27 protein-coding genes are annotated in these 26,096 nt (G+C 72.5%); 16 read left to right on the forward strand and 11 right to left on the reverse strand.

The features are described 5' to 3' along the window. The first annotated feature begins 131 nt into the window (after window positions 1-131). From ggt to VF665_RS13840, 6 genes are all read left to right on the forward strand, one after another. Window positions 132-1,919, forward strand: a complete 1,788-nt coding sequence (ggt, locus tag VF665_RS13815; protein WP_331054017.1) for a gamma-glutamyltransferase — start codon at window positions 132-134, stop codon at window positions 1,917-1,919. 254 nt (window positions 1,920-2,173) lie between these two features. Next, entirely contained in the window at window positions 2,174-2,545 is a 372-nt protein-coding gene (locus VF665_RS13820; protein ID WP_331054018.1) for an endonuclease domain-containing protein, read from the forward strand. Window positions 2,546-2,714: 169 nt separating this feature from the next. Further along, window positions 2,715-3,008 (forward strand): helix-turn-helix domain-containing protein, encoded by a 294-nt coding sequence (locus tag VF665_RS13825; protein WP_331054019.1) that lies wholly within the window; start codon window positions 2,715-2,717, stop codon window positions 3,006-3,008. A 224-nt stretch (window positions 3,009-3,232) separates the two neighbouring features. Continuing rightward, window positions 3,233-3,580, forward strand: coding sequence for a DoxX family protein (locus tag VF665_RS13830; protein WP_349263132.1), 348 nt, complete (start codon window positions 3,233-3,235; stop codon window positions 3,578-3,580). 26 nt (window positions 3,581-3,606) lie between these two features. After that, entirely contained in the window at window positions 3,607-3,984 is a 378-nt protein-coding gene (locus VF665_RS13835; protein WP_331054021.1) for a hypothetical protein, read from the forward strand. A 123-nt stretch (window positions 3,985-4,107) separates the two neighbouring features. Next, the gene (locus tag VF665_RS13840; RefSeq protein WP_331054022.1) at window positions 4,108-4,695 is read left to right on the forward strand and encodes a hypothetical protein; all 588 of its coding nucleotides are present in this window, start codon (window positions 4,108-4,110) and stop codon (window positions 4,693-4,695) included. 100 nt (window positions 4,696-4,795) lie between these two features. On the opposite strand, the gene VF665_RS13845 is transcribed toward VF665_RS13840, so the two are convergent. The 6 genes from VF665_RS13845 to VF665_RS13870 all read right to left on the reverse strand — a co-directional run bounded on the left by VF665_RS13845 (window position 4,796) and on the right by VF665_RS13870 (window position 11,373). Next, the gene (locus tag VF665_RS13845; protein WP_331054023.1) at window positions 4,796-5,206 is read right to left on the reverse strand and encodes a DUF3085 domain-containing protein; all 411 of its coding nucleotides are present in this window, start codon (window positions 5,204-5,206) and stop codon (window positions 4,796-4,798) included. A 30-nt stretch (window positions 5,207-5,236) separates the two neighbouring features. Continuing rightward, on the reverse strand, window positions 5,237-6,007 hold the full coding sequence (locus VF665_RS13850; protein WP_331054024.1) for a hypothetical protein: 771 nt from the start codon (window positions 6,005-6,007) through the stop codon (window positions 5,237-5,239). Window positions 6,008-6,030: 23 nt separating this feature from the next. Continuing rightward, on the reverse strand, window positions 6,031-7,521 hold the full coding sequence (locus VF665_RS13855) for a phytoene desaturase family protein (protein WP_331054025.1): 1,491 nt from the start codon (window positions 7,519-7,521) through the stop codon (window positions 6,031-6,033). Then, complete coding sequence (locus VF665_RS13860; protein WP_331054026.1) at window positions 7,514-8,254, reverse strand: lysophospholipid acyltransferase family protein; 741 nt, start codon at window positions 8,252-8,254, stop codon at window positions 7,514-7,516. The genes VF665_RS13855 and VF665_RS13860 overlap by 8 nt, the downstream gene beginning before the upstream one ends. 810 nt (window positions 8,255-9,064) lie before the next feature. After that, window positions 9,065-10,276 (reverse strand): glycosyltransferase family 2 protein, encoded by a 1,212-nt coding sequence (locus VF665_RS13865; protein WP_331054027.1) that lies wholly within the window; start codon window positions 10,274-10,276, stop codon window positions 9,065-9,067. Then, the gene (locus VF665_RS13870) at window positions 10,276-11,373 is read right to left on the reverse strand and encodes a hypothetical protein (RefSeq protein WP_331054028.1); all 1,098 of its coding nucleotides are present in this window, start codon (window positions 11,371-11,373) and stop codon (window positions 10,276-10,278) included. The genes VF665_RS13865 and VF665_RS13870 overlap by 1 nt, the downstream gene beginning before the upstream one ends. A 106-nt stretch (window positions 11,374-11,479) precedes the next feature. Here VF665_RS13870 and VF665_RS13875 point away from each other — a divergent pair, with 106 nt between their 5' ends. The 7 genes from VF665_RS13875 (at window position 11,480) to VF665_RS13905 (ending at window position 19,387) form a co-directional block, all read left to right on the forward strand. Next, window positions 11,480-12,718 (forward strand): lycopene cyclase family protein, encoded by a 1,239-nt coding sequence (locus VF665_RS13875; protein ID WP_331054029.1) that lies wholly within the window; start codon window positions 11,480-11,482, stop codon window positions 12,716-12,718. Between the two features lie 146 nt (window positions 12,719-12,864). Continuing rightward, the gene (locus VF665_RS13880) at window positions 12,865-13,980 is read left to right on the forward strand and encodes a polyprenyl synthetase family protein (RefSeq protein WP_331054030.1); all 1,116 of its coding nucleotides are present in this window, start codon (window positions 12,865-12,867) and stop codon (window positions 13,978-13,980) included. Then, a complete protein-coding gene (gene crtI, locus VF665_RS13885; protein WP_331054031.1) occupies window positions 13,977-15,512 on the forward strand; it encodes a phytoene desaturase family protein in 1,536 nt (511 codons plus the stop codon). The genes VF665_RS13880 and crtI overlap by 4 nt, the downstream gene beginning before the upstream one ends. An 11-nt stretch (window positions 15,513-15,523) precedes the next feature. Beyond that, complete coding sequence (locus tag VF665_RS13890; protein ID WP_331054043.1) at window positions 15,524-16,435, forward strand: phytoene/squalene synthase family protein; 912 nt, start codon at window positions 15,524-15,526, stop codon at window positions 16,433-16,435. 44 nt (window positions 16,436-16,479) lie between these two features. After that, a complete protein-coding gene (locus VF665_RS13895; RefSeq protein WP_331054032.1) occupies window positions 16,480-17,343 on the forward strand; it encodes a MerR family transcriptional regulator in 864 nt (287 codons plus the stop codon). A gap of 674 nt (window positions 17,344-18,017) precedes the next feature. Next, the gene (locus VF665_RS13900; protein ID WP_331054033.1) at window positions 18,018-18,392 is read left to right on the forward strand and encodes a hypothetical protein; all 375 of its coding nucleotides are present in this window, start codon (window positions 18,018-18,020) and stop codon (window positions 18,390-18,392) included. Window positions 18,393-18,550: 158 nt separating this feature from the next. After that, the gene (locus VF665_RS13905) at window positions 18,551-19,387 is read left to right on the forward strand and encodes a phosphodiester glycosidase family protein (protein WP_331054034.1); all 837 of its coding nucleotides are present in this window, start codon (window positions 18,551-18,553) and stop codon (window positions 19,385-19,387) included. A 10-nt stretch (window positions 19,388-19,397) separates the two neighbouring features. Here VF665_RS13905 and VF665_RS13910 read toward each other — a convergent pair whose 3' ends face one another. From VF665_RS13910 to VF665_RS13920, 3 genes are all read right to left on the reverse strand, one after another. Next, complete coding sequence (locus VF665_RS13910; protein ID WP_331054035.1) at window positions 19,398-20,777, reverse strand: erythromycin esterase family protein; 1,380 nt, start codon at window positions 20,775-20,777, stop codon at window positions 19,398-19,400. A 75-nt stretch (window positions 20,778-20,852) separates the two neighbouring features. Further along, window positions 20,853-21,098 carry a hypothetical protein gene (locus VF665_RS13915; RefSeq protein WP_331054036.1) on the reverse strand — a complete coding sequence of 82 codons (246 nt, stop codon included), beginning with the start codon at window positions 21,096-21,098 and terminating at the stop codon, window positions 20,853-20,855. An 87-nt stretch (window positions 21,099-21,185) separates the two neighbouring features. Continuing rightward, on the reverse strand, window positions 21,186-21,632 hold the full coding sequence (locus tag VF665_RS13920; protein ID WP_331054037.1) for an Hsp20/alpha crystallin family protein: 447 nt from the start codon (window positions 21,630-21,632) through the stop codon (window positions 21,186-21,188). Between the two features lie 345 nt (window positions 21,633-21,977). On the opposite strand from VF665_RS13920, the gene VF665_RS13925 reads away from it, so the two are divergent. Next, window positions 21,978-22,466, forward strand: coding sequence for an EVE domain-containing protein (locus VF665_RS13925; RefSeq protein ID WP_331054038.1), 489 nt, complete (start codon window positions 21,978-21,980; stop codon window positions 22,464-22,466). A gap of 18 nt (window positions 22,467-22,484) precedes the next feature. Here VF665_RS13925 and VF665_RS13930 read toward each other — a convergent pair whose 3' ends face one another. Next, the gene (locus VF665_RS13930) at window positions 22,485-24,185 is read right to left on the reverse strand and encodes a M56 family metallopeptidase (protein ID WP_331054039.1); all 1,701 of its coding nucleotides are present in this window, start codon (window positions 24,183-24,185) and stop codon (window positions 22,485-22,487) included. Further along, complete coding sequence (locus VF665_RS13935) at window positions 24,182-24,556, reverse strand: BlaI/MecI/CopY family transcriptional regulator (protein ID WP_331054040.1); 375 nt, start codon at window positions 24,554-24,556, stop codon at window positions 24,182-24,184. The genes VF665_RS13930 and VF665_RS13935 overlap by 4 nt, the downstream gene beginning before the upstream one ends. Before the next feature lie 172 nt (window positions 24,557-24,728). Here VF665_RS13935 and VF665_RS13940 point away from each other — a divergent pair, with 172 nt between their 5' ends. Further along, window positions 24,729-25,307: a superoxide dismutase family protein gene (locus VF665_RS13940; RefSeq protein WP_331054041.1), complete on the forward strand. Its 579-nt coding sequence runs from the start codon at window positions 24,729-24,731 to the stop codon at window positions 25,305-25,307. Next, window positions 25,304-25,837, forward strand: coding sequence for a superoxide dismutase family protein (locus VF665_RS13945; protein ID WP_331054042.1), 534 nt, complete (start codon window positions 25,304-25,306; stop codon window positions 25,835-25,837). Before VF665_RS13940 ends, VF665_RS13945 begins: the two co-directional genes overlap by 4 nt. Window positions 25,838-26,096 lie beyond the last annotated feature (259 nt).

Below are 26,096 nucleotides of genomic sequence, written 5' to 3' on the forward strand. Positions count from 1 at the left end.
GTGCGCCGGGCCGTGGGGCCACGCAAGAGTGCGTCCGCCCCGCCCCGCCGCTTGCCTGGGTGCCCCGCTTCCGTACTTTGGACCCAACGTACCGCGCCGCCACCTTCGCGACCAGACCCCTTTTGCGAGCCATGATCCGTCCGCGCGCCCTGCTTCTGCTCCCTGCCCTGCTGGCGCTGCCCCGCTGCGGCCCCGCCGGCCCCGTGCGCGCCGAGGCCGCCGCGGACGACACCATCACCTTTGCGCCGGGGTGGGACTTTCCCCGCGGCCGCATTGCGCCGGTGCTGGCGTCGCGGGGGATGGTGGTGAGCACCGACCGTGTGGCCAGCGAGGTGGGCGCCGAGATCCTGCGCCGCAACGGCAACGCGGTGGACGCCGCGGTGGCGACCCACTTTGCCCTCGCCGTCGTGAATCCCGAGGCCGGCAACATCGGCGGCGGGGGGTTTCTGGTGGTGCGGATGAAGGACGGCACCACGGCCTCGCTGGACTTTCGCGAGATGGCGCCCATGGCCGCCACCGCCGACATGTTCCTGGATTCGCTGGGCAACGTGTCCGACAGCCTGTCTCTGATCGGCCACCAGGCGGCGGGGGTCCCCGGCTCCGTGGCGGGGATGTGGGAGGCGCACCGCCGCTTCGGGTCGCTCCCTTGGGCCACGCTGCTGGAGCCGGCCATCAACCTGGCAGACGGGCTCGTCGTCCATGAGCGGCTCGCCTACTCGCTGCGGACGATGGAAGACCGGCTCAAGCTGTTTCCGGCCACCTCCGCCATCTTTCTCCCCAACGGCACGCCGCCGCGGGTGGGCGACCGGCTGGTGCAGGCGGACCTGGCGGCTACGCTGCGGCGCATTGCGGCGGAGGGCGCGGACGGCTTCTACCGGGGCCGCACGGCGGAACTGGTAGAGGCGGAGATGCGGCGCGGCGGCGGCATAATGACGGCGGCGGACCTGGGGCGGTACCGCGCCGTCTGGCGCGATCCCATCCAGTTCGGCTACCGCGGGCACCAGGTCATCAGCATGCCGCCGCCCAGCAGCGGCGGGGCGACCATGGCGGAGCTGCTGAACATCCTGGAGGGCTACGACCTGCGCCGGATGGGCTACCTGTCCGCGGAGCACGCGCACCTGTTCACCGAGGCGGCGCGGCGGGCGTACGCGGACCGCAACACGTATCTTGGCGACCCGGACTTCGTGCAGATGCCGCTGGCGCGGATGACCAGCGACGCGTACGCGGCGGAGCGGCGCCGCACCATCCGCCGCGACCGCGCCACGCCCTCCGCCGAGGTCACGCCCGGGCTGGGCGCCGCGGACGAGGGCGAGCACACCACGCACTACTCCATCGTGGACGGGACGGGCAACGCGGTGGCGGTCACCACCACGCTCAACTCGCTGTACGGCAACCTGGTGACGGTGGCGGGCGCGGGCTTTCTGCTGAACAACGAGATGGACGACTTCACCAGCAAGCCGGGCGTTCCCAACCAGTTCGGGCTGGTGCAGGGGCGCGCCAACGCCATTGCGCCGGGCAAGCGGATGCTCTCCGCCATGACCCCCACCATCGTGCTGGACCCCACGGGCCGCGTGCTGCTGGTAACGGGGACGCCGGGCGGGTCCACGATCATCACTTCCGTGGCGCAGGTGGTGAGCAACGTGGTGGACTTCAGGATGGACGTGGCGACGGCCACGCTCGCCCCGCGCCTGCACCACCAGCACCTCCCCGACACCCTGCGCTACGAGCGCGGCGGGCTGACGGCGGCCACGGCGCAGCGGCTGCGCGGGATGGGGCACAACGTGGCGGAGCGGCAGGGGTTCCAGGGGGATGAAAACTCCATCGTGATCCTGCCGAGCGGGTACCAGAGCGGGGTAGCGGACCCGCGGCGGGGCGGCGCGGCGGTGGGCGTGGGCGAGGTGCGGCGCGTGGTGCAGTAAGCCCGCGCGCGGCGTGTAAGGATTGGATCGGCCGGGGTGTGCGGGGACGGGCGGAAAGCGCAGTTTGGGCCAGCCTCCGGACCCGTTTCCCGCCACACCTTCCGGACGAGATGGACGGGGTGTAGACTTGGGTGTCGGCTGCGAGAATTCGGGTGGCCGCGGGCTGTGGCCCTCACCCGGCTCGCTTAGGCTCGCCACCCTCTCCCACGAACGGATGTGGGAGAGGGGGCACACCCCAGCCCGAGGCGGAATCCATGCGCCAGCGCAGGGACAGCTCACCCGAGGTTCGCGCGCAGGCCAAACACCTGCGCAACTCCGCCACCCCCGCCGAACAGCGGCTCTGGCGCCTGCTGCGCGGCCGCGCCGTCAACGGCCTCAAGTTCCGCCGCCAGCACCCCCTGCACGGTTTCGTGCTGGACTTCTACTGCGCCGACGCCCGCCTCTGCGTGGAACTGGACGGCGGCGTGCACGAGGGCCAGCGGGAGCGCGACGAGCAGCGCACGGAAGTTCTCCGGACGCACGGGATCCGGGTCATCCGCTTCCCGAACGAGCAGGTCTTCCACGATCTGCCCGGCGTGCTGAACCAGATCACCCGCGCCGTGACGGACGATGCGCTCGACTCCTGACCACGCACCGTTCCTGCCTGACGCGCCGGCCTGGTGTGTGCCCCCTCTCCCACATCTGTTCGTGGGAGAGGGTGGACGCGTCTCAGCGCGGCCGGGTGAGGGCCGCGGACGGGTGAGGGCCACAGCCCGCGGCCGCACCCCAGCCTCAGCCCCAACCAGGAGTTGGCCGATGACTAAGCGACTGGCGGACGAGTTGGCCGATGGGCTCCGTGATGCGGTGGCCCACCTGCGCGGGGAGATCAATCTTCCTCCCGAGCAGATTCACTTTGCCGGGGAGCCGGACCCGCGGGAGGTCAGGGCGCGGGCGAACATGACGCAGGAGCAGTTCGCCGGGGCGCTCGGCATCAGTGTGCATGCGCTTGCCGAGTGGGAGCAGGGCCGGCGTGACCCCGAACATCCCGCGATGCGCCTCCTGGAGGCTGCCGCCAAGAACCCGGACGTCCTGCGAAATGCGGCAGCGTAGCGCACCGCTCCCCGCCTGCCGCGCCGGCCTGGTGTGTGCCCCCTCTCCCACATCTGTTCGTGGGAGAGGGTGGACGCGTCTCAGCGCGGCCGGGTGAGGGCCGGCCGGGTGAGGGCCACGGCCCGCGGGCGTACCCCACCCCTCCATTCCACCGGGAACACGATCTGAACACGCACCCCTCAGCCACCCCCGACTCGTCCCGGCGCCGCGCGTCGCGGGGGCTGCTGGCGGCCATCTTCGTCGTGGCGGGCGTGCTGCACTTCGTCATCCCGGACCAGTACGCCGCCATCATGCCGACGTGGCTGCCGTGGCACCGCGGCCTGGTGCTGGTGAGCGGCGTCGCGGAGATCGCGGGCGGGGTGGGGCTGCTGGTGCCGCGCCTGCGGCGCGCGGCGGGGATCGGGCTCGTCCTGCTGCTGGTGGCCGTGGCGCCCGCGAACTGGCAGATGTACCTGAACGCCCATGCGTCCGGCGCATCTACCCTGGCGCAGACTCTCTTCCTGCTGCGCATGCCGCTGCAGCTTGCGCTCATCGGCTGGGTGTGGGCCGCAGCCGGCCTCCGCCGCCGCTGAACCCGGCTTCTTCCACGCGATCCACGATGATCCGATCGTCCCAGCGCGACCAGCTTCTGCGCCTCATGCGCGACCTCACGCGCACGCTGGCATCCGTGGCCGGCGACCGAAAGGCGGGCCGCACGCAGGCCACGCTGACCGCCATCGCCGGCGCGGAGCGGGCGCTGCTCGGGCCCATGGGCGCCGTGGTGCCGCGCGTGGACGCGGAAACGGCCGCGCAGATGCTGGGCGAGCCGCTGCGCATTGCCGCGTACGCGCGCCTGCTGCACGAGCGCGCGGGCGCCAGCACGGGAGCGGAAGCGGACGCACTCGCCGCGCGCGCCGCGCACATGGCTGCCGCCGCGCGCACCCGCTCCCCCGCGGACGACCCCGGCGTGGAGGAGTTCATCGGCGGCTGGAGTTGACGGCCGTTCGCACGCACAACAGCCGCCAAGAAGCGCAGGGTTGCTGGATCGCGGAGATCTCTCCATCTTGGTGAGAACGTCTGTTTCCCCCCAATCCGCCAACTTCGCGCCTCCCCCTTTCCCATGCAGCACTGCCGCGACTGCGGAAAGCCCACCGCGGCTTCCGCCCGTTCCTGCCCGTCCTGCGGAATTCTGAATCCCGTTCTGCAGTGGGTTGCGCTTCCGGACGGATCGCACGATTCCCATCGCGAGCCGGTGCGCCCCGGCGGCGCGGCCAACGCATTCGCGATCTTCGACAGGAACGCGAGCCCGGCGGCCATCGCTCCGCAGCCCACGCGCACCGTGCAGGCCGTGCAGCACGAGGAAGGGCTGGAGGCCATCACCCTGACGGCGCGGCGCTTCTACATCGTCGCGGTGCTCACCGGCATTCTGGGCTTCATGGTGCGCGGTGACGTGCCCCTGTGGTACCTGGACCCCATTCTGCTGGGCGGTCTGGCCGCGGCGCTTCAGCACCTGCACAGCCGCGTGGCGGCGGGGCTGCTGACCGCGTACGCCGCGTTCACCGTGCTTTCGCAGGTGCTGGCCCTGGCGGCGGGCGAGTTCAACGTCGTTCGCCTGATCATCTGGTGCGCCATCACCGTCATGGCGTTCAAGGCGTTCCAGGCCACGCTGGCCATCCAGAAGCAGCGCGCCGCGGCGGCGGTGGCCTGAGCCGCTCCGCATCCGCATCCGCGGAATAAAAACCGCCCGGCGGCACGCGATCGTGCCGCCGGGCGGTTTCTTTCGTCCATCGTGCCTGCGACTGCGGCGGTCAGCCCGGGCGGCGGAGCGACATGCGCACCTTCTGCTCGGTCAGGGCGATGACCAGCGTGTCGCCCTCGCGCACCGGGTCCAGCTGCGCGGCGTCGATGAACTCGCAGACGGGCTCGCCGCCCACGGCGCCCTCGCTGCGGTAGCCCGCCGCGTACGCCACGCTGTCCGCCGCGCGCTTGCCGGCGTTGCTGCGCAGGTACACGCCGCGGTCGTTCATGAGCCAGAGGCCGGCGGGGGCGCCGGTGCCGGGGTGGTCCACCTCGCCGTCCCACTCCGCGGGGTCGCCGCCCAGGTCCACGCCGGCCGCGATCAGCCGCTGCGCCTCCGTCATCACCCGCTCCTTTGCCGCGCGCGACTCCTCCACCAGCGCGCGCACCTCCGCCCCGTCGAACTCGTACGTCCCCTCCATCTCCACCTCCCGTCCGTTGGCGCGAAAAGATCAGCGGAACAGCGACCCGGAATCACGGCGCACGCCGGCGCAGTCCGTGGCGGCGGTGCGCACCATCACGAAGCCGCTGGTGGCCGCGTCGGCCTGCATGGGGAGCGTGCGGCGAAAGAAGCGGTTGTCCGCCCCCAGCGTGCGCTGCTCCATGGTGCGGATCTCCAGCGAACCCTCAATGCGGTCCGCCGCGGTCTGCCGGCCGTGCAGCACCAGGTGCGAGCGCTGCGCGATGAACAGCCGCACGCGGCCAAAGAGGGGAAAGTGCCCGATGACCGTGGCGCCCGGCCGGCCGTCGCCGTCGTTGTCCACCACGCCGCGGGCCGAGCCGTCCCGCGGAAGCGCGCCGCCGGTGACCGCGGGGTCGTAGCCGATGGCCTCTTCGCCCAGGTCCGCCGTGTAGGTGGCGCGGTCCGCCGGGCCCTGCACCACCCCGGTGTACTCGCGCGGCGGCAGGCCGCGCACAAAGGCGGCGGGCACCGTCATCCGCATCCGCGGGCTTTCGATGCGCACGTCGCACACCGTCTGCCGCTGCATCCACCGCGCCCCGTCGCGCCGCATGTCCACCAGCAGCAGGGTGCGCGTCACGCTGCGCTCCGAGCCCACGACGGGGACGCGCGTCACCGTGCCGATGCGCATCTCCATCGCGTAGCGCCCCTCCCACGACGCCCCCGGCGCCGCCGTCCCCGCCCCGCCGAGCAGGAACGGAAGCGCGCCCATCAGCAGCCCGCGAAACCATCGTCCCGGCGCGCCGGGAATGCCAGTCGTCATCGATCGATCCACTTCCCTCTCCATCACCGGTCAACGGATGCGCCGCGGTCCGCCAGCAGGGCGGCGGCCGCGGCGTGGCCGGAAAGCACGCAGAGCGGAACGCCCCCGCCCGGGTGGGCGCTCCCCGACGCAAGGTACAGCCCCCGCACGCCCGGCACACGGTTGGCGGGGCGGCGGAAGGCGGCCAGCGCGGAATTGCTCGCCGCGCCGTAGATGCTGCCTCGGCTGCCCGGGAACTGCTCCGCGAGCGCGGACGGCGTCCGCTCCCACACGAGCCCGTCCCCGGCGCCCCGCAGCCCCGCCGCGTCCAGCCGGCGCAGCACCGTACCCCGCAGTGCGTCCCAGGTGGCGGGGGACGATCCCCCGGCCGGCTCCGCGGGGGCGTTGGCCATCACGAACACCGGCTCGTCGTCCGCCCATCCCGCGCGGCCGTGGCAGGCTTCCTGGGCGCAGAGGTAGACTGTGGGATCCGCGGGGGGGCGTCCGCGGTCGAACATGTCGGCGAACTCCTGCATGTACTCGCCCGGGAAAAGGACGGTGTGCGCCACCCGCGCGTCCATCGCTTCCCGCCGCCGTGCGCGCAGGATGCCCACCCAGCCGGAGGTGGAGGGGGGCGCCGCGCCCCGCCGCGGACGGGACGCGCGCGGGAGCAGGTCGCCCAGCACGTGCGCCGCGTCCGCGTTGCCGATCACCGCGTCCGCCGCCCACTCGCGCCCGTCCGCCGTCCGCGCGCCGCGGATGCGCCCCTCGCGCACCAGCAGGCCGTCCACCCGCGCATCACAGTCGATGCGCACGCCCAGCCGCTCCGCCGCGCGGGCCAGCGCGCGCACGATCTCATACATCCCGCCCTGCACGCCGAACCCGCCCAGCGTGAGTTCCACGTGGGCGATGCAGTGCAGCGTGGCGGGGGCGCGGCGCACGTCGGAGCCGTTGTACGTGGCGTAGCGCGCCAGCAGCCAGCGCAGGTGCGGATCGCGGACGCGCGCGCGGATGGCGCCCCACATGGTGCGCAGCGGATCGATGCGGGGGAGCAGCGCGAGCGATCCCAGGCCGCCCCGCGCCAGCGACGCCATGGACGGCGCGGGCCCGTGAACAAAGTGCGGCGCCGCCGCGTCCCAGATGCGCCCGGCGTACGCCAGGAAGGCGGCGAGCTCGTCCGCCGCCGCGCGCCCCAGCGTCGCTTGGACGGAGCGCAGCGTGGCCTCGGGCCGGGCGTGCACGTCCAGCGACACGCCGTCCGGATACAGGTAGCGAAAGGCGGGCTCCGGCTCGCGCAGCGTCAGTTCATCCGCCAGCGACGTCCCGGCGAGGCGGAACGTGCGGTCGAGCGTGTCGGGAAGGGTGAGCACGCTGGGCCCCGTGTCCACCTCCACGCCATCGATGACGGCAATCCCCATCTTGCCGCCGGGGCGCGGGCCGGCCTCCAGCACCTGGACGCGGAGGCCGCGGGCGGCAAGGGCGATGGCGGCGGAGAGCCCGCCCACCCCGGCGCCGACGATGAGCGCGTCAGCCACGGGCCGCCTCCCGCCCGCCGAGCAGCCGCGCGCCCAGGCCGCCTTCCGGCGACGCCGTGCGCCCCGCGACCAGGGGGATGAAGCCCGCCTCGCCGCGGTCCACCGCGCCGTCGATGCGCGCCAGGCCCTCCACGATCTCCGCTTCCAGCGCGTTCAGATCCAGCCCGGAAGCCGCCACGGGTGCGCCCAGGCGGGCGTAGGCGGCGGGGCCGGGCTGGTCGCCCCAGGCGTACTGGATGGAGATGGGGACGACGGCAGCGTCCGGCACCCAGCGGGCGAGCAGGCGGATGCCGGGCTCAAAGCCGAGCGGCCGCAGGTGCGCGGGGCGGTGGCGGCCCTGCGGAAACACCCACAGTGCGCGGCCGGGGCGGTCCAGCCGGCCGGCCCCCGCGCGCAGGCCGGCGCGGGAGCGCGCGCCGCCGGAGCGGTCCAGCGGCAGCGCGCCCAGCCGCGCGAAGAAGGGGAGGCGCCGCACGCTTTCCGCGTCCATGAGGGCGTACCCTTCCGTACCGAGCGCTTCGTCCAGCGCAATGACGAGGAACGAGTCCCACCACCCCACGTGGTTGGCGGCCAGGATCACCGGCCCGCGCCGAGCGGCGTCGCGCGCCGCGTCCAGCCCCGCCACGTACAGCCCGTCCAGCCCCCGCGCGATGCGCCGGCGCACGTAGCGCCGCGCGAGCGCGAGGAACCACGCGGAGCGGAGGGAGGACGGGTCGGGAGCGGGGGAGGGCAAGGGAGTGCGTGAGTGCTGGGTGCGTGAGTGCGGAACGGCAGTACGAAAGTACGAGAGTACGAAAGTACGAAAGTACGAAAGTACGAAAGTACGCGGGGCCGGAGTTTGGAGCGTGCCGCGGGCTGTGGCCCTCACCCGTCCGCGCTGAGACGCGTCCACCCTCTCCCACGAACAGATGTGGGAGAGGGGGCACACCCCAGATCGGCGCGTCCCGAACGGAAGTGGCGCGTGCCCCGGCTGTGAGGCCCCCAACCCCCGCCCTTCCCCCCAAAACCCTGGGGGAAGGGAGACCTCAGCGCCAAGGCCGGCATTCTGCGCCGACCTCACCGATCCGCGCAGGTGCAGCCGCACAGCCGTACCGTGAGGCTTTTCGCAGTCGCTGCGGCGACTTCATCAGTCGCTCAGCCCCCAGCGCCAAGCCCACCCGCCCCCGCACCGAGCCATGCGCCGGGTTGGTTGAAGCCCCGATCGTGGACGCGACAGCGCCAGAAGTCGGGGCTTACCGCAATTCGAGCGGCGGATTCATCCGCTCAGCGAAGGCTTTCGGCGCCTCGTGCCCCGCCCGCCCACGCCGAGCTCTCCGCCCCAACAACCCTCCCCCAGTCTTTTTTGGGGGAGGGTGGGTGAGTAATGCGAACCCGGGTGGGGGCCGCCCTGATGCCCGCTACTCACCCCTGCACTCGACCTCGCGTGCAGGTGAAGTCCCCCCGTCTGTTTGGGGGGACTTTCCGCAGTTGTTGCGGCGAATTCATTCGCTCAGCGGCCCCGGATCGATCACCCTGCCCCGCCCCCCCACCCGCCCAGCCGCCGTCAGTCACTCCGCGGCCCCTCCGCCACGCGCGCTGCCCGCCCGGCATACGTCCGTCCGCGCCACCGGATCTCCCCGCGCCCGCTCCACCGCGCCGAGTTCACCGCGATCCCCATCAACCCCAGCACGGCGAGCGGATGTAGAATCACCCCCTCCAGCGGCTGGCGGAAGCGGATCGCGAGCAGCAGCCGCAGCAGCACGTTCGCCGCGATCCCCAGAAGGCCGATGCCGGCGATGTGATCCGCCCATTCAGGCGCCGATATATCTTCGGACAGAACCAGGATGCCGGTCCAGAACAGCGCGTACGGGAGCACGAACATCACCGCGTACACCAGCGCGAACCCCATCAGTGCCAACGGTTTCCCGCCCACGCCCTCGTACAGGTTCTTGCTGAACCCGCGCACCACCTCGCCGCCGCCGCGGTACATGCGGCAGCGCGCCATCCGGTGCCCGTCCGCGAACACCACGCGCCCGCCGGTCTCCTTCACCCGCCGGCAGAACGCCATGTCGTCCACCACCTCGGCGCGCACGGCGGACCATCCGCCCGCGGCGTCGTACGCGGCGCGGCGAACGGCCAGAAGCTGCCCGTTGGCGACAAGGAAGCGCGGATCGCGCGAGCGCCAGACGAGCGGCAGCGGCAGCCACGCCAGGTACGTCAGGTGCAGAAGCGGGATGATCAGCCGCTCGGCGAAGGTCCCCGTCACCTGCCGCGTTCCCGCCGTCACCACGTCCGCCCGCATCCGCGCGAACAGCGAACCCATCCGCGCCAGGCACTCCGGCTCCGCCATCGTGTCCGCATCCATGTACACGAGCACGTCGCCGGCCGCGGCGTTCGCCAGGTGATGGCAGGCGTGCGGCTTGCCCACCCATCCCGCCGGGAGCGGCCCGCCGCGGAGCAGCCGGACGCGCGCGTCCTCCGCCGCGATCCGCGCGACGATCTCCGCCGTCGCGTCCGCCGAGCCGTCGTCGTAGACGATCACCTCGTCCGGGGCGTTGGCCAGGGCGCCGCGCACGCACGCCTCGATGCGCTCCGCCTCGTCCCGCGCGGGGATCAGCACGGAGACGCGCCCCGGCATGCGTCCGTCGCGCCGCCCGCGCGGCCACGCCATCACGTTGAACGCCGTCATCCCCAGCACCAGCCACGGGAGCGCGGCGGCGATCCACACCCACAGCGGGATGGGAACGTAGTCGATGGACATCGTACTCGGGTCCATCAGCCCAGCCCCAGCATGTGGCGGACGAGGCGCGCGGGGCGGCCGGCGCGGGGGCCAGTGAACAGCGGAAGCCAAGGCGAGTTGGTCCCAGACGGCTGGTGCACCCGCATCCGCACGAACGGCCGGTGCCGCGCCAGGTCCACCCGGTCCGGATGCACCAGCTCGCTCCACCCCGCGACCGTCTCGCCCCCCACGGACCCTTCGGATAGCAGACGCAGATAGAACGGCCCCGCGTCGCTCACCACGGTGTGGCGCACGTCCAGCCACACGTCCCCCCCGTGGCGCAGCACGATGCGCTCCGGCCGCCGCAGCCCGCCGAACGTCATCCGCTCGCGCCCCAGTTCCACCCGCAGCGGCACCTGCTCCGTCCGTCCGTCCGCGCCGATGGCCACGCCCGCGGCAATCATCTCCGCGCCCGCCGCCCGGGGCCAGAGAAGGTAGTAGATGCGCTCCTGCCCGGCGAAGGGAAAGCGCCCCCACATCCACCGCCCGATCCCCAGATCGTGCAGCGGCACGCGCCCGCCGTTGCGGTCGTGGTACCCCCGTCCGCGGATCACGCCGAGCGGCCTGCCGCCCACGGACAGGTCCACGACGGCCTCGCACGGACCGGTCAGCGGCGTCCACACGTGCTCGGAAGCCGCCACCCGTGCGCCCGCGTCACGCCGCGCCGCGCCCGTGAGCGTCCAGGTTCCGCACAGCCGGTCCGCCGTGCCGGGGAGTTCGCAATCCAGCACGGCACTGAGCGTGCAGCGCCCGTCCACCACCTGGCGCCGGAACGTGCAGCCGCCAATGCGCTGCACCTCCGTCAGCGCGCCCTCGTCCACCGGCGCGGGGGCGTGCTCCTGCAGCAGGTAGAACGCCGGGACGCCGCGGCGGTACACCACCAGGTTCACGCTGGGGCGCGAGATGGGAAGCTGCGGCCGGCCGCGCCGCGACGCATCCGCGTACCCGGGCAGAAAGGGCAGTCCGTACGACCAGATGAGCACCGCGCCGTCGCCCTGAGGCGTGACCACGTCCGCGTACCACCAGACGAATCCGCCCGGCGCACGCAGCAGCCCGGGGTCCACCGCCTGCGCGGCGCCGCCGATCTCGATCACCCCCGCCTCCCGTTGACGATCTTGCTTCTCCGCTCGCCCGGCATATATACTGCGCGTACAATCTTTGTGCAAAGACGGACGCACCGCTCATGACCCGCGCTCGCCCATGAGGATGCTGGATGCGCTGGTCCTGGGAAAGGGGCCGGCCGCCCTGGCCGCCGCCTCCGCCCTCGCCGCGCGGGGGCTGCAGGTGGGTGTGGCCGGGCCCGCGGGACCCGTGCACTGGCCCGCGCGCTATGCCGCGTGGGTAGACGAGCTTCCCGCGGACCTCCGCACCCTCGTCCACGCGCGCTGGCCCCGGGCCGTCGTCGTGGGGCGGAAGCGGCACGTGATGGACCGGGAGTACGCGCTGCTGGACAACGCCGCGCTGGCGGACCTGCTGGTGGAGCGGTGCGACGCGCATGGCGTGGAATGGATGGCCGGCACCGCCGCGGACGCGGCGCACGACGCGCACGGAACGCGGGTGCGCTTTCGCGAGGGCGGCGGCGCGGCGGCTCGGGTGGTGATCGACGCGACGGGGTGGGACGCGGCGCTTGTGAGGCGCGACCGGCGGCCGGACGCGGCGTTCCAGACCGCGGTGGGGTGGACGGTGGAGGCCGACGGCGTCCCCCTGCGCCCGGACGAGGCGGTGCTGATGGACTGGGGGCGCGAGTGGAGGGACGCCGACCCCGCGCCCACCTTTCTGTACGCCTTCGGCCTCCCCGGCGGGCGCTGGTTCCTGGAGGAGACGGCGCTGGTCCGCCGCCCCGCGGTGAGCGACGACACCCTGGAGCGCCGCCTGCGCCGCCGGCTGGACGAGATGGGGCTCCGCATCCATCGCGTGGTGCACCACGAGCGCGTGTGGATCCCCATGGGCGGCGCCCTTCCCGCGCCGCAGCGGGTGATCGGCTTCGGCGCGGCGGGGGGAATGATCCACCCGGCCACCGGCTACTCCGTGGCCCGCGCGCTGGGCGCCGCGCCCGTGCTGGCGGAAAGCGTGTCGGGCGGGCTGGGCGCGGGGCGGGCGCCGGAGCAGGTGGCCGCCGATGCGTGGGCGGTGCTCTGGCCCGCGGACGCACGGCTCCGCTGGGGGCTGTACCGCTACGGGATGGAGATGCTGGCGGGGATGGAGGCCGCGGAAACGCGCGCCTTCTTTGACGCGTTCTTCACCCTGCCGCCCGCGGAGTGGTCCGGCTACCTGAGCGACCGCCTGAGCAGCGCGCGGATGATGGCGATGATGGCGCGCCTGTACGCCGCCGCGCCTCCCGAGGTGCGCAACCGGCTGCACGCGGGGTTGATGGGAGGCCCCGGGCGCGCCATGGCCGGCGCACTGCTGGGCCGGCTGGGAATCCGGCGCCAGGGCTGACGGCGTACAAGGGAGCGGGCGCGGTGTTGCGAGTTTCGTGGCTCCGCGCCCGGGAGCGGGACGGGCGGGATCGTGCGAAGGACGGGGCGGCTCGCGGTCGCGGCGCCCGGCGGATTGCTTTTCACGTGGACGATCACAGGACCGGCATGACCCCTTCCGCCCAGGCGGCCACCGAAACCCTCGCGCCCCGGACGCGCCCGCTTCCCACCTGGGTGCGCCGCCCGGAGCCCGCCCCCGCCGCGCTCCCCCTCGCCGGCGCCGGGCTGCGCTCCGACGCCGGGATGGCGGACGTGGAGGCGCTCATGACGCTGCTGGCCGGCGATGGGCTGGCGGGCACCATGGTGCGCGAGCACCTGCAGACCGGGGGCAAGCGGCTGCGCGCCCGCCTGGCCCTGGCCGCGCTGGAGGTGATGGGCGTGCCGCGCGCGGCGGGAATCGGGTGGGCCGCCGCCTGCGAACTGCTGCACAACGCCACCCTCATTCACGACGACCTGCAGGACGGCGACCGCACCCGCCGCGGCCACGACACCACCTGGGTGCGCCACGGCGCCGCGCAGGCCGTCAACGCCGGCGACCTGCTGCTCATGCTTCCGTACCTGGCCATCGACCGCGTCGCCGCCCCGGCCGAGCAGCGGATGGGGATGGTGATGGCGCTCGCCCAGCAGGCCACCGCCACCGTGCGCGGCCAGACGACCGAGCTGGCGATGGCGGCGGAGGAGCGGGTGAGCTGGGCGGACTACCTGCACGCGGTGGAGGGAAAGACCGGCGCGCTCTTTCAGCTCCCCGTAGAAGGCGCCGCCCTGCTCGCGGGGCGCACCCGGGTGCAGGCGCGCGCCATCGCCGACGCGTTCCGCGGCGTGGGCGTCCTGTTTCAGCTGCAGGACGACGTGCTGGACCTGTACGGAGAAAAGGGGCGCGGCCTTCCCGGCAGCGACCTGCGCGAGGGCAAGGTGAGCGCGCTGGTGGTGGAGCACCTGGACCTGCATCCCCAGGACGGCCCCTGGCTGCGCGGCCTGCTGGGCCTGCCGCGCGATGCCACCCCGCAGGACCAGGTGGAGCACGCCATGGACCGCTTTCGCGCCGGGGGCGCGCTGGAGCGCGTGCTGGCCCGCATCAACGGCGAGGCGTGGAGCGTCCTGTCCGCGCCGGCGCTGGCGGACGAGCCGGCGCTGCGCGGCGTGGCGTGGGAGCTGGTGTGCGTGGCGCTGGACCCCATCAGCCACCTGGCCTCGCGCCACGACGCGGTGGAGGCCGGCCGATGAAGACGCAGCACGCCGTCGTGGTCGGCGCGGGGTTCGGGGGGATGGCGGCCGCCATCCGCCTGCGCGCCCGGGGCTACCGCGTCACCATGGTGGAGGGGATGGACCAGCCCGGCGGGCGCGCGGCCGTCTTTCGCCGCGACGGCTTCACCTTTGACGCCGGGCCCACCGTCATCACCGCCCCCTACCTGCTGCAGGAGCTGTTCAGCCTGGTGGGGCGCGACTGGCGCGACTACTTCGACCTCATGCCGGTGGACCCGTTCTACCGCGTGGAGTTCGCGGACGGGTCGCGCTTTGACTACGTGGGGGATGAGAAGCGGCTGCTGGAGCAGATCCACGCCATGTCCCCCGGCGACGTGGAGGGGTACCGCAGGCTGGCGGCGCACGCGGAGCGCATCTTTGACGTGGGATACACCCGGCTGTCGGACGTGCCGTTCAGCCGCGTGTCCGACATGCTGCGCGTGGTGCCGGAGATGCTGCGGCTGGGCAACCACAAGTCCGTGTACGGGCAGGTGGCGGAGTACATCCAGGACGAGCGGCTGCGCCAGGTCTTCTCGTTCGAGCCGCTGCTGGTGGGCGGCAACCCGTTCCGCATCACCAGCATCTACCTGCTGATCCACTGGCTGGAGCGCAAGTGGGGGGTGTGGTTCGGGCGCGGGGGCACCACCAGCATCGTGGCCGGCATGGCGCGGCTGATGGAGGAGATCGGCATCGACGTCCGCCTCAGCACTCCCGCGGAGCAGATCGAGGTGCAGGGCGGGCGCGCGGTGGCCGTGCACGCCGGCGGGCAGCGGATCGCGGCGGACGTCGTGGTGGCCAACGCCGATCCCACGCACGTGTACGGGCAGCTCATCCCCGCGGAGCGGCGCAACCTGCGCACGCGGGCGGCGCTGGCCACGCGGCAGTATTCCATGGGCCTGTTCGTGGGCTACTTCGGCACGCGGCGCACGTATCCGGAGCTGGCGCACCACACCATCCTCATGGGGCCGCGCTACAAGGAGCACCTGCGCGACATCTTTGACCGCAAGGTGCTGGCGGACGACTTTTCCCTGTACCTGCACGCGCCCACGCGGTCGGACCCCTCGCTCGCGCCTCCGGGGCACGAGTGCTTCTACGTCCTTTCCCCCGTTCCCAACCTGCAGGCGGGGATCGACTGGGAGCGTGAGGGCGGGCCGTACTTCGACCGCATCCTGGAAGCCCTGGAGCACCGCTACCTGCCGGGGCTGCGGGAGAACATCGTAACCCAGTTCCACGTCACCCCCACGTACTTTCGCGACACGCTGCGCTCCACGCACGGCGCGGGGTTCGGCATTGAGCCGCGGCTTACGCAGTCCGCGTACTTCCGCTACCACAACCAGTCGCCGCACGTGGGCGGGCTGTTCTTCGTGGGTGCGGGCACGCACCCGGGGGCCGGCGTGCCGGGGGTGCTTTCCACCGCCAAGGTGCTGGACCGCGTGGTCCCCGCCCCGCTGCACGTGCACCCGGTGCCGGCCGCGGCAACGGGCGCCCGTGCCGCGGTGGAGGTGCCCGCGTGACCTCCGCCGCCGTGCTGGGAGACAGCAGGGAGGTTTTCCGGGCAAAAGCGCGCACCTTTTGGTGGGCGGCGCAGCTGCTGCCGCGCGACGCAAGAGACGACGCTGCACTGGTATACGCATTCTGCCGCTTGGTGGACGACACGGCCGACGACGATCGGGATACAGAAAACGCACGCCTTGCGCTTGCGGCGTTGTACAACGAAGTTCAAGGTTGTGTAACAGCGCGTCCGCTGGTGGCGGAGTTCCGCGCCGCGGCCGCCCGGCTGGACCTTCCGCTGGACAGCGCGCTGGAGCTCATCGAGGGCGCGCGTAGCGACCTGAACACGGTCCGTGTGGCGGACGACGCCGAACTGGTGCGCTACTGCTACCGCGTGGCCAGCACGGTGGGGTTGATGATGTGCGCCGTGCTGGGCGTGCGCCGTAGCGAAGCGCTGCCGCACGCGGTGGACCTGGGCATCGCCATGCAGCTCACCAACATCTGCCGCGACGTGGCAGAGGACGCGGCCAACGGGCGGGTGTACCTCCCCGCGGACCGGTTGGCGCGGGTGGGGGTGCACTCCGAAGATCTGGTGCGGGGCCGCGCCTCGGCGGCGGGGGTGGCGGAGGTGGTGCGGGGAACGCTGGAGTTGGCCGACCGCTACTATCGCAGTGCGGACGGGGGAATGCGGGATCTGCCGCCGCGGGTGCGGCCGGCGATCCTCGTGGCCAGCCGGGTGTACCGGGCCATTGGGGTCCGGCTGCGCCGGCGCAGGTGCGATGCGCTGGGGGGGCGGACCGTCGTTCCGTGGCCGGAAAAGCTGTACTGGGGAACGCGCGCCGTCGCCGAGGCGCTGCGGCCCGGAATGCGGGGTGCCACCCCGCGCTGGGCGCACGATGCAACGCTTCACGCCGCACTGCGGGGACTGCCCGGGGCCAACGCCTGACCGGCGGGCCCGGGTGCGGCGAACATCACCCGGGTGTCAGATCAATGAGCTACCGAATCAAGCGAGTCGCGCACCTTACGGGGATCAACCCCGCCACGCTGCGTGCCTGGGAGCGGCGGTACGGGCTCGTGGCCCCGGACCGCACCGACTCCGGCTACCGCCTGTACACGGACGAGGACGTGGCCATGCTGTCGCGGATCAAGGCCCTGGTGGATGAGGGGCTGACAATCGGCGAGGCCATTACCCGGGTGCGCCGCGGGAGCGAGCCGCTCCCCCGCGACGTGGACGGGCCGTCCGTGCGCGAGGCCCGCGCGCGCATGCTGGAGTGCCTGCTGGCGTACGATCGCCGCGGCGCGCTCATGGCGTACGAGACCGTCTCGCTGCTGCCGCCGGACCGCCGGGTAGAAGAGGTTCTGCTGCCGCTGGCCGAAGAGGTGGGCGACCTGTGGGGCAACTGCGAAATCGGCATCGCCGAGGAGCACTTCGCCTCCGCGTTCATCCGCGAAAAGCTGGTGGGGCTCATTGAGGACCTGGACACCGGCGCGGCGCGGGGCCCGGAGTGCGTGTGCGCCACCATGGAGTCGGAGCGGCACGAGTTCGGGCTGCTGGCCACCACCATCTACCTGGCCACGCGCGGGTGGAGGGTGCTGTACCTGGGTTCGGGGCTGCCGGTTTCCGAGGTGTCGCGCGTGCTGCACCGCCGCAAGCCGGCGCTGCTGTGCACGTCGCTGGTGAACCGCATGAGCACGGCGGAGTTCCGCAAGTTCGCGCGCGAGCTTCGCGACGCCACGCCGCCCGAGACGGAGATCGTGATCGGGGGCGCGGGGCTGCCGGCCAGCACCGAGGTGCCGGGCATCGAAGGCATCCACATCGCCCGCGAGTTCACCGACCTCACCCGCGCGATGTAGCACGAGGCTGGTTGTTGGAGATGAAGACGCCCCTGCGAACCGCGGGGGCGTCTTTGTTTGCTGACCATCCTTGCGGCTAGCATAATATGCCTGCAGCATGCCACATTTCCCCAGCTCCTGAAACCGCGCAGCCCAGGACCGTCAATGCCAGAGACTCCGTCGGGGAGCATTCGGCTGGAGGCTCCTGATCGAAACTTTCGCCTTACGCAGCGAGAACGGGAGAGAATCGTCCCAGGCTATGACGCCGATGCACTCGAGCGGCTGCTGGCCGCAGTAGAGGCTGCCGTACGACCGTTCCTGCTCAGCAGGTTCATTGTCCCCGAAGACGGGAGCGGGCGCATGCCTGGAGTCATGGTACTAATGGGTGACCCGAAGCTCCAGCCGTTGCTGGACGAGGTGTGGGCCCCGATGTGGGAACTCTACCCGGACATGCTCGACACGGAGACCAAAGACTATCCGGGACGCGAAATCGCCCGCGAACGACGTGCGCGAAGGCTCCAACAGGAGTAGACGAGCACCGCCCGTCGTGCCCGCAACGTGTGTTCGTGGCTCGGGGACCGCGGCGACCGGGCCTTGCTCCTCGCGTTGATCCGGGGCGTTGCAGCACACGTACTGATGTCTTCCGGATTCCAGCGTGTCACTTTCCGCGACCCATCCAACCTCACCCGCTGTCGATGTCTGAACATACGAGCATCACCACGATCCGCTTGCAAACGCCCGATCCGAGTTTCCGGCTTACCGCGCAGGACAGGGCGCGCATTCGGCCGGGGTACGATGTCGATGCTTTGGAACGTCTGCTCGCCGCCGTGATTCCCCCGGTACGCGCCGGGCTCCTGAGCAGCTTTACAATGCCGGAGCATCCGGCGCAGCGGGTTGGAGTCACGGTGCAGATGGGCGATCCCGCTCTGCAGCCTTTGCTGGACGAGGTGTGGGCGCCCATGTGGGAACTCTACCCGGACATGCTCGACACCGAGACGAAAGACTATCCCGGCCGCGAGATCGCGCGACAGCGGCGCGCGCGAAAGCAGGAATCCGAGCGCCCTCTTTAGATGAAGATGAAGCCCCGAACCTGGACGCGCCAGCGGCCAGGTTCGGGGCTTACCGCTGTTCGAGCGGCGGATTCATCCGCTCAGCGACGGCTTCAGTCGCTCGCTTCTTGCGCCCTGCCCCGCGGACCATCAATCCGCCGCCGCACCTCATCCATCGCATGACCAGACACCTGCTCGCCACCCGCGGCTTTCGCGCGGCCGCCGCACTCGCCGCGGCGGCCGGAGCATTTGTGCTCACCGTTCCCGCCGCGGACGGGCATCCGGGGAACGGAGCACCAGCGGTCGCGGCGCAGGACACGGGCGCGTGGCGGGCGGAGCGCATCCGCTTTCGCGGACAGGAGTTCCACGTTGTCACGGTGGATGTGCGGCGCGCGGACCTCACGCTGGAACTGCGCGGCGCGGATGGGCGGCGGTACGGGCGGCTGGGCGCGGTGGTGGACGCGATGTCCGCGCGCGGGCGGGACGTGCTGTTCGCCATGAACGCCGGGATGTTCCACCCGGATTACGCGCCGGTCGGGCTTCTGGTGCAGGAAGGAGTGCAGCGCGCGCCGCTGAACGCGCGCGACTCCACGGGCGGCAACTTCTACATCAAGCCCAACGGCGTCTTCTGGATCGCGGGCGACTCCGCGGGGGTGCGCGAGACGGACGCGTACCGGGCGCGCACGCCGCGCGGGGTGCGCATCGCCACGCAGTCCGGGCCGCTGCTGGTGCGCCGCGGCGTCATCCACCGCGCCTTCCGCAACCCGTCGCGGCGCGTCAACGTGCGCAACGGCGTGGGCGTGCGCGGCGGGCGGACGGCCGTCTTCGTCATCTCCGCCGGCCCGGTGGACATGAACACCCTGGCCACGCTGTACCGCGACGTGCTGCGCTGCCCGGACGCGCTCTACCTGGACGGCGGCATCTCACGCATGTACGCGCCCTCCATCGACCGCCGCGACCGGGACGGCGACTTCGCGGGGATTCTGGTGCTCAGCCGCGCCCGCGCACCGCGCTGAGCACCGTCCACTAGGGCCGCACCGGCGTTACCGCCGTGGTGCTGTCGATGTGGATCACGGCGTCGAACCGCTGCGGCAGACGCGCCGGAAAGTAGTGGCTCTGCAGCTCCGTCGCGGGCGCGTACACCACGCCCACGGCGCGCTCCAGCCGCGGCCCCGCAAGCGCGGCCGACAGCTCCGCATTGCCGCGGAAGGGGAGAAAAAAGGCGGGGATCCCCGTCTGGTGAAAGAGCCCCGCGTAGCTCTCCGGCCACCCCGGGTTCAGCCGGCGCACCCGGCCGGGGGCGTCCCACTCCTCCGCCGCCATCACCGTTCCGCCGTACGTCGTGAAGCCGATGAGCACGGTGTGGCCGTCGTGCCGCTCGCGCATCACCTGCCCCACGGAAAGCTCACCGCGCTCGCCCATGTCGGAGTGCCGTGCGTCGCCACTGTGCGTGTTGTGCGCCCACACCACCACCCTGGGCGTCCTTCCCTGCTCCGCCAGGTGCGCCAGGATGGCGTCCAGCGTTTCCGCCATGTGCTGGTCGCGCCGGTTCCACGTGGACTCGCCGCCCTGGTACAGGAGGCGGAAGTATTCCTCCGCGTTCTGCACCACCCGCGCGTGCTGCAGCGCCGCGAACGACGCCTCGCGGTCCATCCCGGGCGCGCGGGCCGCGTGGCGCGCCGCCATCCGCGCCGCGACCTGCTCCGCCTGCGCCTGGCAGCTTCCCGCGCCGGAAGCCGCCGCCAGCCCGTACCGCTGCGGATCAGGGCGATGACGGCGAAAGCAGCCGTAGCCGCGCTCCGCCTCCGCCGCGGCGGTGGGGTCCGCGATCCGCAGGTAGGCCAGCACGGAATCCGCGGACTCGAACAGGCTGTACACGTCCAGGCCGTAGAACGAAACGCCCTCGCCCGGCGGGCGACCGCGGTTCATCGCGCGCAGGCGCACGATCAGGTCGCGAATATCGGTGTTGGCCCACATCCACTGCGGAAAGCCCTCCGCGAAGCCGGCCAGCGCCCGCTCCGGCGCGTCCGGCCCCTCGCCGTGGATGAAGCGGTCCACGCGCCGCCCGTCCGGCCAGTCGCCCTCCACCGCGATGGCGGAAAAGCCCAGGTCGCGGATGAGCCGTTCCGTGATGCGGGCGCGCTCGCGGTAGAACTCGTGGGTGCCGTGCGTCGCCTCGCCCAGGAACACGAAGCGCGCATCGCCCACCATGCGCACGAGCGCGTCGTAGTCCGTCTCCGCGCCGGTGATGGGGATGGCCGCGGCGCGGACCTGCTGCACCTCGGCATCCGGGGGCGCGGCGGCCGTTCCCGGTGCGGGCGGCGGCGCAGGGCGGGCGCTCGCGCAGGCACAGAGCGCAAGGGCAAGCAGCGCCGCACACACGCGGGGGATGATGGGGATCGGCATCGATTCCGGGAGCTGGAGAAACAAGTGATCCCGGTGGGGAGCATCGGCAGTGCCGCGCGGGCAGCAGCGGAGCGATCAGCGGCGGCGGATGCGGCGCACGAGCCGTGTCGCCAGCGCCGCGGCCGCGCCCCCGGCCGCCGCCGCGCCGGCGACGACCATCACCACCGCGATCCAGACGACCACCCACGCCCCGGTGGCCGCGCCGTGGCTGTCGGAGGTGGAGCGCAGCATGAGGACGGCGAACGCGACGGGGACCAGAAAGAGGATGGCGAGCACGCCGCCGATCACGGCTCCGGCCAGGGTGGTGCGCTGCGGTCGCATGCGGCGGGTGGCGGAAGAGGGATGTATGCGAAACGGCCGGCGACGGGTGTCGCCGGCCGTTCGTTTCAAACGGGAGCCGGTCGCGGCTCAGGCGGGCTGGCCCTCGCCCACCACCTGCATTCCCGCGCCGCCGATCTCGATGCGGCGCCGGCGGGCCTTTTCGCTCTTGGGCACGCTCACCGTGAGCACGCCGTCCTCAAACTGGGCCTGAATGGCCTCGGCGTCCACGTCGCGCGGCAGCACGAACGAGCGGGCGAAGGTGCCGTAACGGCGCTCGGCCAGGTGCCACTTGCCCTGTTCGCCCTCGGTGCGCTCCTCGCGCTTTTCGCCGCGGATGGTGAGGACGTTGTTCTCCACGTCGATCTCGATGTTCTCGCGCTTGAGGCCCGGCATCTCGGTAACGACGCGGATCTCGCGCTCCGTCTCCACCACGTCGGTCTCGGGCGCGCGCATGAGGCTGGCCGCGTTGCCGTTGCGGTTGAAGACGCTGGTAAAGAGCTGATCGAAGGGATCGCTGTTGCGGGTCGGATACATGGTCGTTCGTCTCCTGCGGTTGGTTGCCCCGTGGGCGGACGAGCGCGGGGCACTGTGCCCCGCGCGGCTGGCCCCGGAAAAGGCAACCGGCGTTCCACCCCTTTCCGGCCGGATTGGCCGATCCATCGATCAAACCGGCAGACCCAACTGCAACCCCGGCAGAGGCTTACCCAAGGGACTCGGGCCGTGGTGCTCGCGGCCGTCACCGCGGCCAGCTCCTTCGACCCGCCGCAGGCAACGGTGCAGCCGAGAGTACGGCATGTCCGCTCGCGCAGTGGCGCGCGGCGGGAACGACGGCCATCATCAGGCATCCGCAATCCACCTCCACTCACTGGAACGCCGCCGATGCCGAACACGACCGATGCCGGACCCCGCTTCTGGATCAACACCGTGTCGCGCGAGCATGTGATGCGCGGCGTGGAGGCGGGCATCACGCAGGCGGACCACGGCGCGGCGCGGACGATCGGGCGGCTGCGGCGCGGCGACTGGCTCGTGTTCTACTCGCCCCGCACCGCGTTCCAGGGCGGCGCGCCGCTGCAGTCCTTTACCGCCATCGGCCGGGTGGTGGACGACGAGCCGTTCCAGGTGCCGATGACGCCCACCTTCCATCCGTGGCGCCGCAAGCTCGAGTTCGTCCCCCACGCCGCGGAGGCGCCCATCCGCCCGCTGGTGGACGATCTGTCGTTCATCGCGGACAAGGCGAAGTGGGGCTTTCCCTTCCGCCGCGGGCTGTTCCCGGTCCCCGCCGCCGACTTCGCCCGCATCGCCGCCGCCATGGGCGTCGCCGTCCCGGAGGTGGAAACGGCCGCCCTCGCGCAGGAGGACGGCCGTTGACATTACGAGGGCGGAAACTCAGTTCTTGCGGACGGCCCAGATCACCGGAATCTCGTGGCCGTTCAGCGTTACGGACTCGCCCTTGAACACCTGCACGCTGGCGATGTCGTCCGGCCTGAGCGCGTCGTTCATCCCCGCCGTGCCCTCTCCAAAGGCGACCACCCGGCCCGCCGCGTCCGAGACGAACCAGACGTTCTCAGCCGTCGTTCCTTCCCGCGCCACATTGGGCAGGTGCTGCTGAATGGCGCCGCGCACCCGGGCCGCGTCCACCAGCGGCGGGGTGCCGGGCGCATCGATCGCGCCCACGGCCGGAGGCGTCGTGCCCGCCGGAGTGACGGTGACCCGCTGCGCGCCCTGCCCGGCACTCTGGTTGATGCGGATGTTCGCCCCGCGCCCCGCGCCCGCCGCCGCGCCCGACGGCGCAGCAGGGGCGGAACCGGGCGCCCGCTCCGCAGAGGCGGTCTGGCCCGGCGCCTTGAGCTGGATCCAGATGATGTTCACCGGCCCGGGTCCCATCTGCCCCGCCGTCATCTTCATCACGTCGATGGCGGCGATGGCCTCGGGATCGGTGCGAAAGGCGTCCACCCGTTCCGCGCGCAGGCCCTCACCGCGCGGGGCCTCGGCCGCGTCGCGATGGTGCTCCGCCACCTGCCCGTCCTGCCCGATCACGAAGAAGAACCGGTTCTGCTCGCCCGCGCCGCGGGTGAGGACGTCCGGATAGTAGCGCTGCATGGCCTCGCGCGGGGTCAGCGCGGCCTGCACCGCCGCTTCGGGCGCGGTGTAGGCGCGGTCGCGCGTGGCGGGAGCCGGGTTCACCGGGCCCGGCGCCTCGCAGGCGGCGGCCAGCAGGGCCAGCGACAGGCCGCACAGGGCGGCGGCGCGGGGAAGCGGGGCACGGACTGCGGGCCTGGTCATCATGCGGATTCTCCGTTCCAGGAACGAGGCGGGTTCACCAAAGGACAGAACGGGCAGGCGGCCTCGTGCCGCGCGCCGCCCCACCTCCAGAAGCAGCGTGCCGTAGCCGCGCACGTCGTTGCGGCGGGCCAGCACGCGTCCATCACAGTCCATCTCGATCGCCAGCCGCAGGCGCCGCAGCTGCCACCATGCGGCGGGGCTCCACGGCATCAGCGTCACGCACGCCAGCCCGAACGCCAGCAGCCGCGGATCGCCCGCGCGCAGGTGCTCGGCCTCGTGCTCCAGCAGCAGCGCCCGCGCATCCGGCGCCGCGTCGCGCAACACCCACGCGGGCACCACGATGCGCCCGCGCAGCACCCCGAACACCGCCGGGCCCGTGCGTTCGGAAACGAGCAGGTCCACGCCGTCCACGCGCTCCGCCTTCCACGCCCGGCGGCGGCGGTGCAGCGCGGCCCACGCGGTGAGCCACGACGCGGCCGCGAGCGCCGACGCCAGCATCCATCCCAGCCGCAGCGGCCCGTCCAGCACCGCGGGATCCATCCGCCCCGCGGCCGCGGGGAGCGCGATCACCATCCCCGTCCCGCCACCGGTCGCACCCGGCGCGGACGCCGCGGCGGGCACCGGCTCCGGCGCGCGCGGCATCCATCGCGACAGGGCGGGGATGGCGAGCGAGAGCGCCATGGCCCCCGCCCACACCCATCGCGCGGGGCGCCTCAGCGTGCGCAGCGCGGCCTCCAGCGCCATCGCCCCGGCGCAGAGCAGCACGGCGACGGCGAGGCAGAACATCATCCACTGGAGCATCATCGTCCGTCCTCCTCCAGCCGCGCCTCCAGTAGCTCCTTCATCCGCCGCAGTTCCTCTTCCGACAGCCCGCGGTCAGAAACCAGGTGCGTCAGCAGCAGTTCGGGAGAGTTCTTGAACAGCTTGCGGATCATGCGCCCCACGGCGCTGGCCCCGGCATCTCCGCGCTCCACCAGCGGATGGTAGCGGTGCGCCTTGCCGACTTCCGTGTATCCCACGTAGCCCTTGTCCTGCAGCGTCCGCAGGATGGTGAGCACCGTGGTGTACGCCAGCTCGTCGTGCAGCCGCTCGCGCACCTCGGCCACCGTGGCGCCCCCGCGGTCCCACAGCACCCCCATGACGTCCAGCTCGCGGTCCGTAAAGCTGATTTCCATCCGCCCGCCCTCCTTTCTACTAGAGTCGTAGTAGACGATACGCGGCCCCTTTCCCGATGTCAACTATTTTTTTTTAGTAGATGATGCGGACGAGGGACGCACGATCCTTGCTGGCCCGCCCCCCGCGCCGATCGCGGCGCGCGACGATCAACGAACCGGGTGGAGGACTGGGATGAGACGGATCAGCTTGGCGGCGATGGCGGCGGTTCTGGGCCTGGGCGCGTGCGGGCCGGCGCCGGCGGAAGGGCCCGCGCCCCTGCGCACCTTTACCGCGCCGCTGTACGACGCGCGCGGCGGGCAGGTGGGCGTGGTGACGCTCACCTACGTGGGCGACAGCACGCGGGTGAACGTGCAGAGCACCGGGCTTCCTGCGGGGACGCACGGCACGCACCTGCACGCGGTGGGGCGCTGCGACGCGCCGGAGTTCACCACGGCCGGGCCGCACCTGAACCCCGCCAACCGCCAGCACGGAACGCGCAACCCCGCCGGGCCGCACCTGGGCGACATGCCCAACCTGACCGTGGCCACGGGCGGCGCCGGGCAGGTGAACGCCACCATTCTGGCGCGCGGCGTTCCGGGCACGGCGCCGCTGTTCGATGCGGACGGCACCGCGCTGGTGGTGCACGCGGCGGCGGACGACCTGCGCACCGATCCCAGCGGCAACTCGGGGGCGCGGATCGCGTGCGCGGTGCTGGCGGCGCCCGCGGCGCAGGCGCGTGCGGCGGGCCCGGCGGCCCGGGACGCGCGATGATGCGCGGCGCGGCGGGCGCGCTGGCGCTGCTGGCGCTGGCCGGCTGCGCCATGATGGGCGGCGGCGCGGGGCAGGAGTACCGCACCGTGGCCCTGCGCGACGCGGCGGGGCGCACCGTGGGAACGGCGCTGCTGCGGCCGGGAAAGAACGGGGTGGACGTGACGCTTTCCGTCAACGGGCTGCCCCCGGGGACGCACGGCGTGCACTTTCACGAGACCGGCCGCTGCGACGCGCCGGACTTTGCTTCGGCGGGCGGGCACTTCAACCCCAACCAGAAGCAGCACGGGGCGCAGAACCCCGCCGGCCCGCACGCGGGCGACCTGCCGAACCTGACGGTGGACGCCAACCAGCAGGGGTTCCTGTCCGGCACGGCGGCGGGCGCGGCGCTCTCCGGGAGCAACGCCGCGTCGCTGCGAAGGCCGCGCGGCACCGCGCTGGTGATCCACGCCACCGCGGACGACCTGCGCACCGACCCGTCCGGCAACTCCGGCGCGCGCATCGCCTGCGGGGTGGTGACGCCGGAGGATTGAGGGCGGGTTTGCCCCTCCCCCGGCCCCTCCCCGTGCAAACTGCCGCACGGAGAGGGGAGAACTGCAGACGGCGCGAAGGGCGGAGGCTGGCGCGGCCGCGGAGTGTGGCCCTCACCCGGCTCGCTAAAGCTCGCCACCCTCTCCCACGAACAGATGTGCGAGAGGGGGCAAACGGCAACTTCGCCCCTTCCTCGGCCCCTCCCCATGCAAACTGCGCACGGAGAGGGGGGAACAGCATCGGACCGTACTCCGGAAGCAG

The sequence above is a fragment of the Longimicrobium sp. genome, from assembly GCF_036387355.1.
Taxonomy (GTDB): Bacteria; Gemmatimonadota; Gemmatimonadetes; order Longimicrobiales; family Longimicrobiaceae; genus Longimicrobium.

Coding starts and splice junctions, on each gene's coding strand:
- ggt (WP_331054017.1), top strand. CDS start 132: ATGATCCGTCCGCGCGCCCTGCTTCTGCTCCCTGCCCTGCTGGCGCTG.
- VF665_RS13820 (WP_331054018.1), top strand. CDS start 2,174: ATGCGCCAGCGCAGGGACAGCTCACCCGAGGTTCGCGCGCAGGCCAAA.
- VF665_RS13825 (WP_331054019.1), top strand. CDS start 2,715: ATGACTAAGCGACTGGCGGACGAGTTGGCCGATGGGCTCCGTGATGCG.
- VF665_RS13835 (WP_331054021.1), top strand. CDS start 3,607: ATGATCCGATCGTCCCAGCGCGACCAGCTTCTGCGCCTCATGCGCGAC.
- VF665_RS13840 (WP_331054022.1), top strand. CDS start 4,108: ATGCAGCACTGCCGCGACTGCGGAAAGCCCACCGCGGCTTCCGCCCGT.
- VF665_RS13845 (WP_331054023.1), bottom strand. CDS start 5,206: ATGGAGGGGACGTACGAGTTCGACGGGGCGGAGGTGCGCGCGCTGGTG.
- VF665_RS13850 (WP_331054024.1), bottom strand. CDS start 6,007: ATGACGACTGGCATTCCCGGCGCGCCGGGACGATGGTTTCGCGGGCTG.
- VF665_RS13865 (WP_331054027.1), bottom strand. CDS start 10,276: ATGGACCCGAGTACGATGTCCATCGACTACGTTCCCATCCCGCTGTGG.
- VF665_RS13875 (WP_331054029.1), top strand. CDS start 11,480: ATGAGGATGCTGGATGCGCTGGTCCTGGGAAAGGGGCCGGCCGCCCTG.
- VF665_RS13880 (WP_331054030.1), top strand. CDS start 12,865: ATGACCCCTTCCGCCCAGGCGGCCACCGAAACCCTCGCGCCCCGGACG.
- crtI (WP_331054031.1), top strand. CDS start 13,977: ATGAAGACGCAGCACGCCGTCGTGGTCGGCGCGGGGTTCGGGGGGATG.
- VF665_RS13895 (WP_331054032.1), top strand. CDS start 16,480: ATGAGCTACCGAATCAAGCGAGTCGCGCACCTTACGGGGATCAACCCC.
- VF665_RS13900 (WP_331054033.1), top strand. CDS start 18,018: ATGTCTGAACATACGAGCATCACCACGATCCGCTTGCAAACGCCCGAT.
- VF665_RS13905 (WP_331054034.1), top strand. CDS start 18,551: ATGACCAGACACCTGCTCGCCACCCGCGGCTTTCGCGCGGCCGCCGCA.
- VF665_RS13910 (WP_331054035.1), bottom strand. CDS start 20,777: ATGCCGATCCCCATCATCCCCCGCGTGTGTGCGGCGCTGCTTGCCCTT.
- VF665_RS13915 (WP_331054036.1), bottom strand. CDS start 21,098: ATGCGACCGCAGCGCACCACCCTGGCCGGAGCCGTGATCGGCGGCGTG.
- VF665_RS13920 (WP_331054037.1), bottom strand. CDS start 21,632: ATGTATCCGACCCGCAACAGCGATCCCTTCGATCAGCTCTTTACCAGC.
- VF665_RS13925 (WP_331054038.1), top strand. CDS start 21,978: ATGCCGAACACGACCGATGCCGGACCCCGCTTCTGGATCAACACCGTG.
- VF665_RS13930 (WP_331054039.1), bottom strand. CDS start 24,185: ATGATGCTCCAGTGGATGATGTTCTGCCTCGCCGTCGCCGTGCTGCTC.
- VF665_RS13935 (WP_331054040.1), bottom strand. CDS start 24,556: ATGGAAATCAGCTTTACGGACCGCGAGCTGGACGTCATGGGGGTGCTG.
- VF665_RS13940 (WP_331054041.1), top strand. CDS start 24,729: ATGAGACGGATCAGCTTGGCGGCGATGGCGGCGGTTCTGGGCCTGGGC.
- VF665_RS13945 (WP_331054042.1), top strand. CDS start 25,304: ATGATGCGCGGCGCGGCGGGCGCGCTGGCGCTGCTGGCGCTGGCCGGC.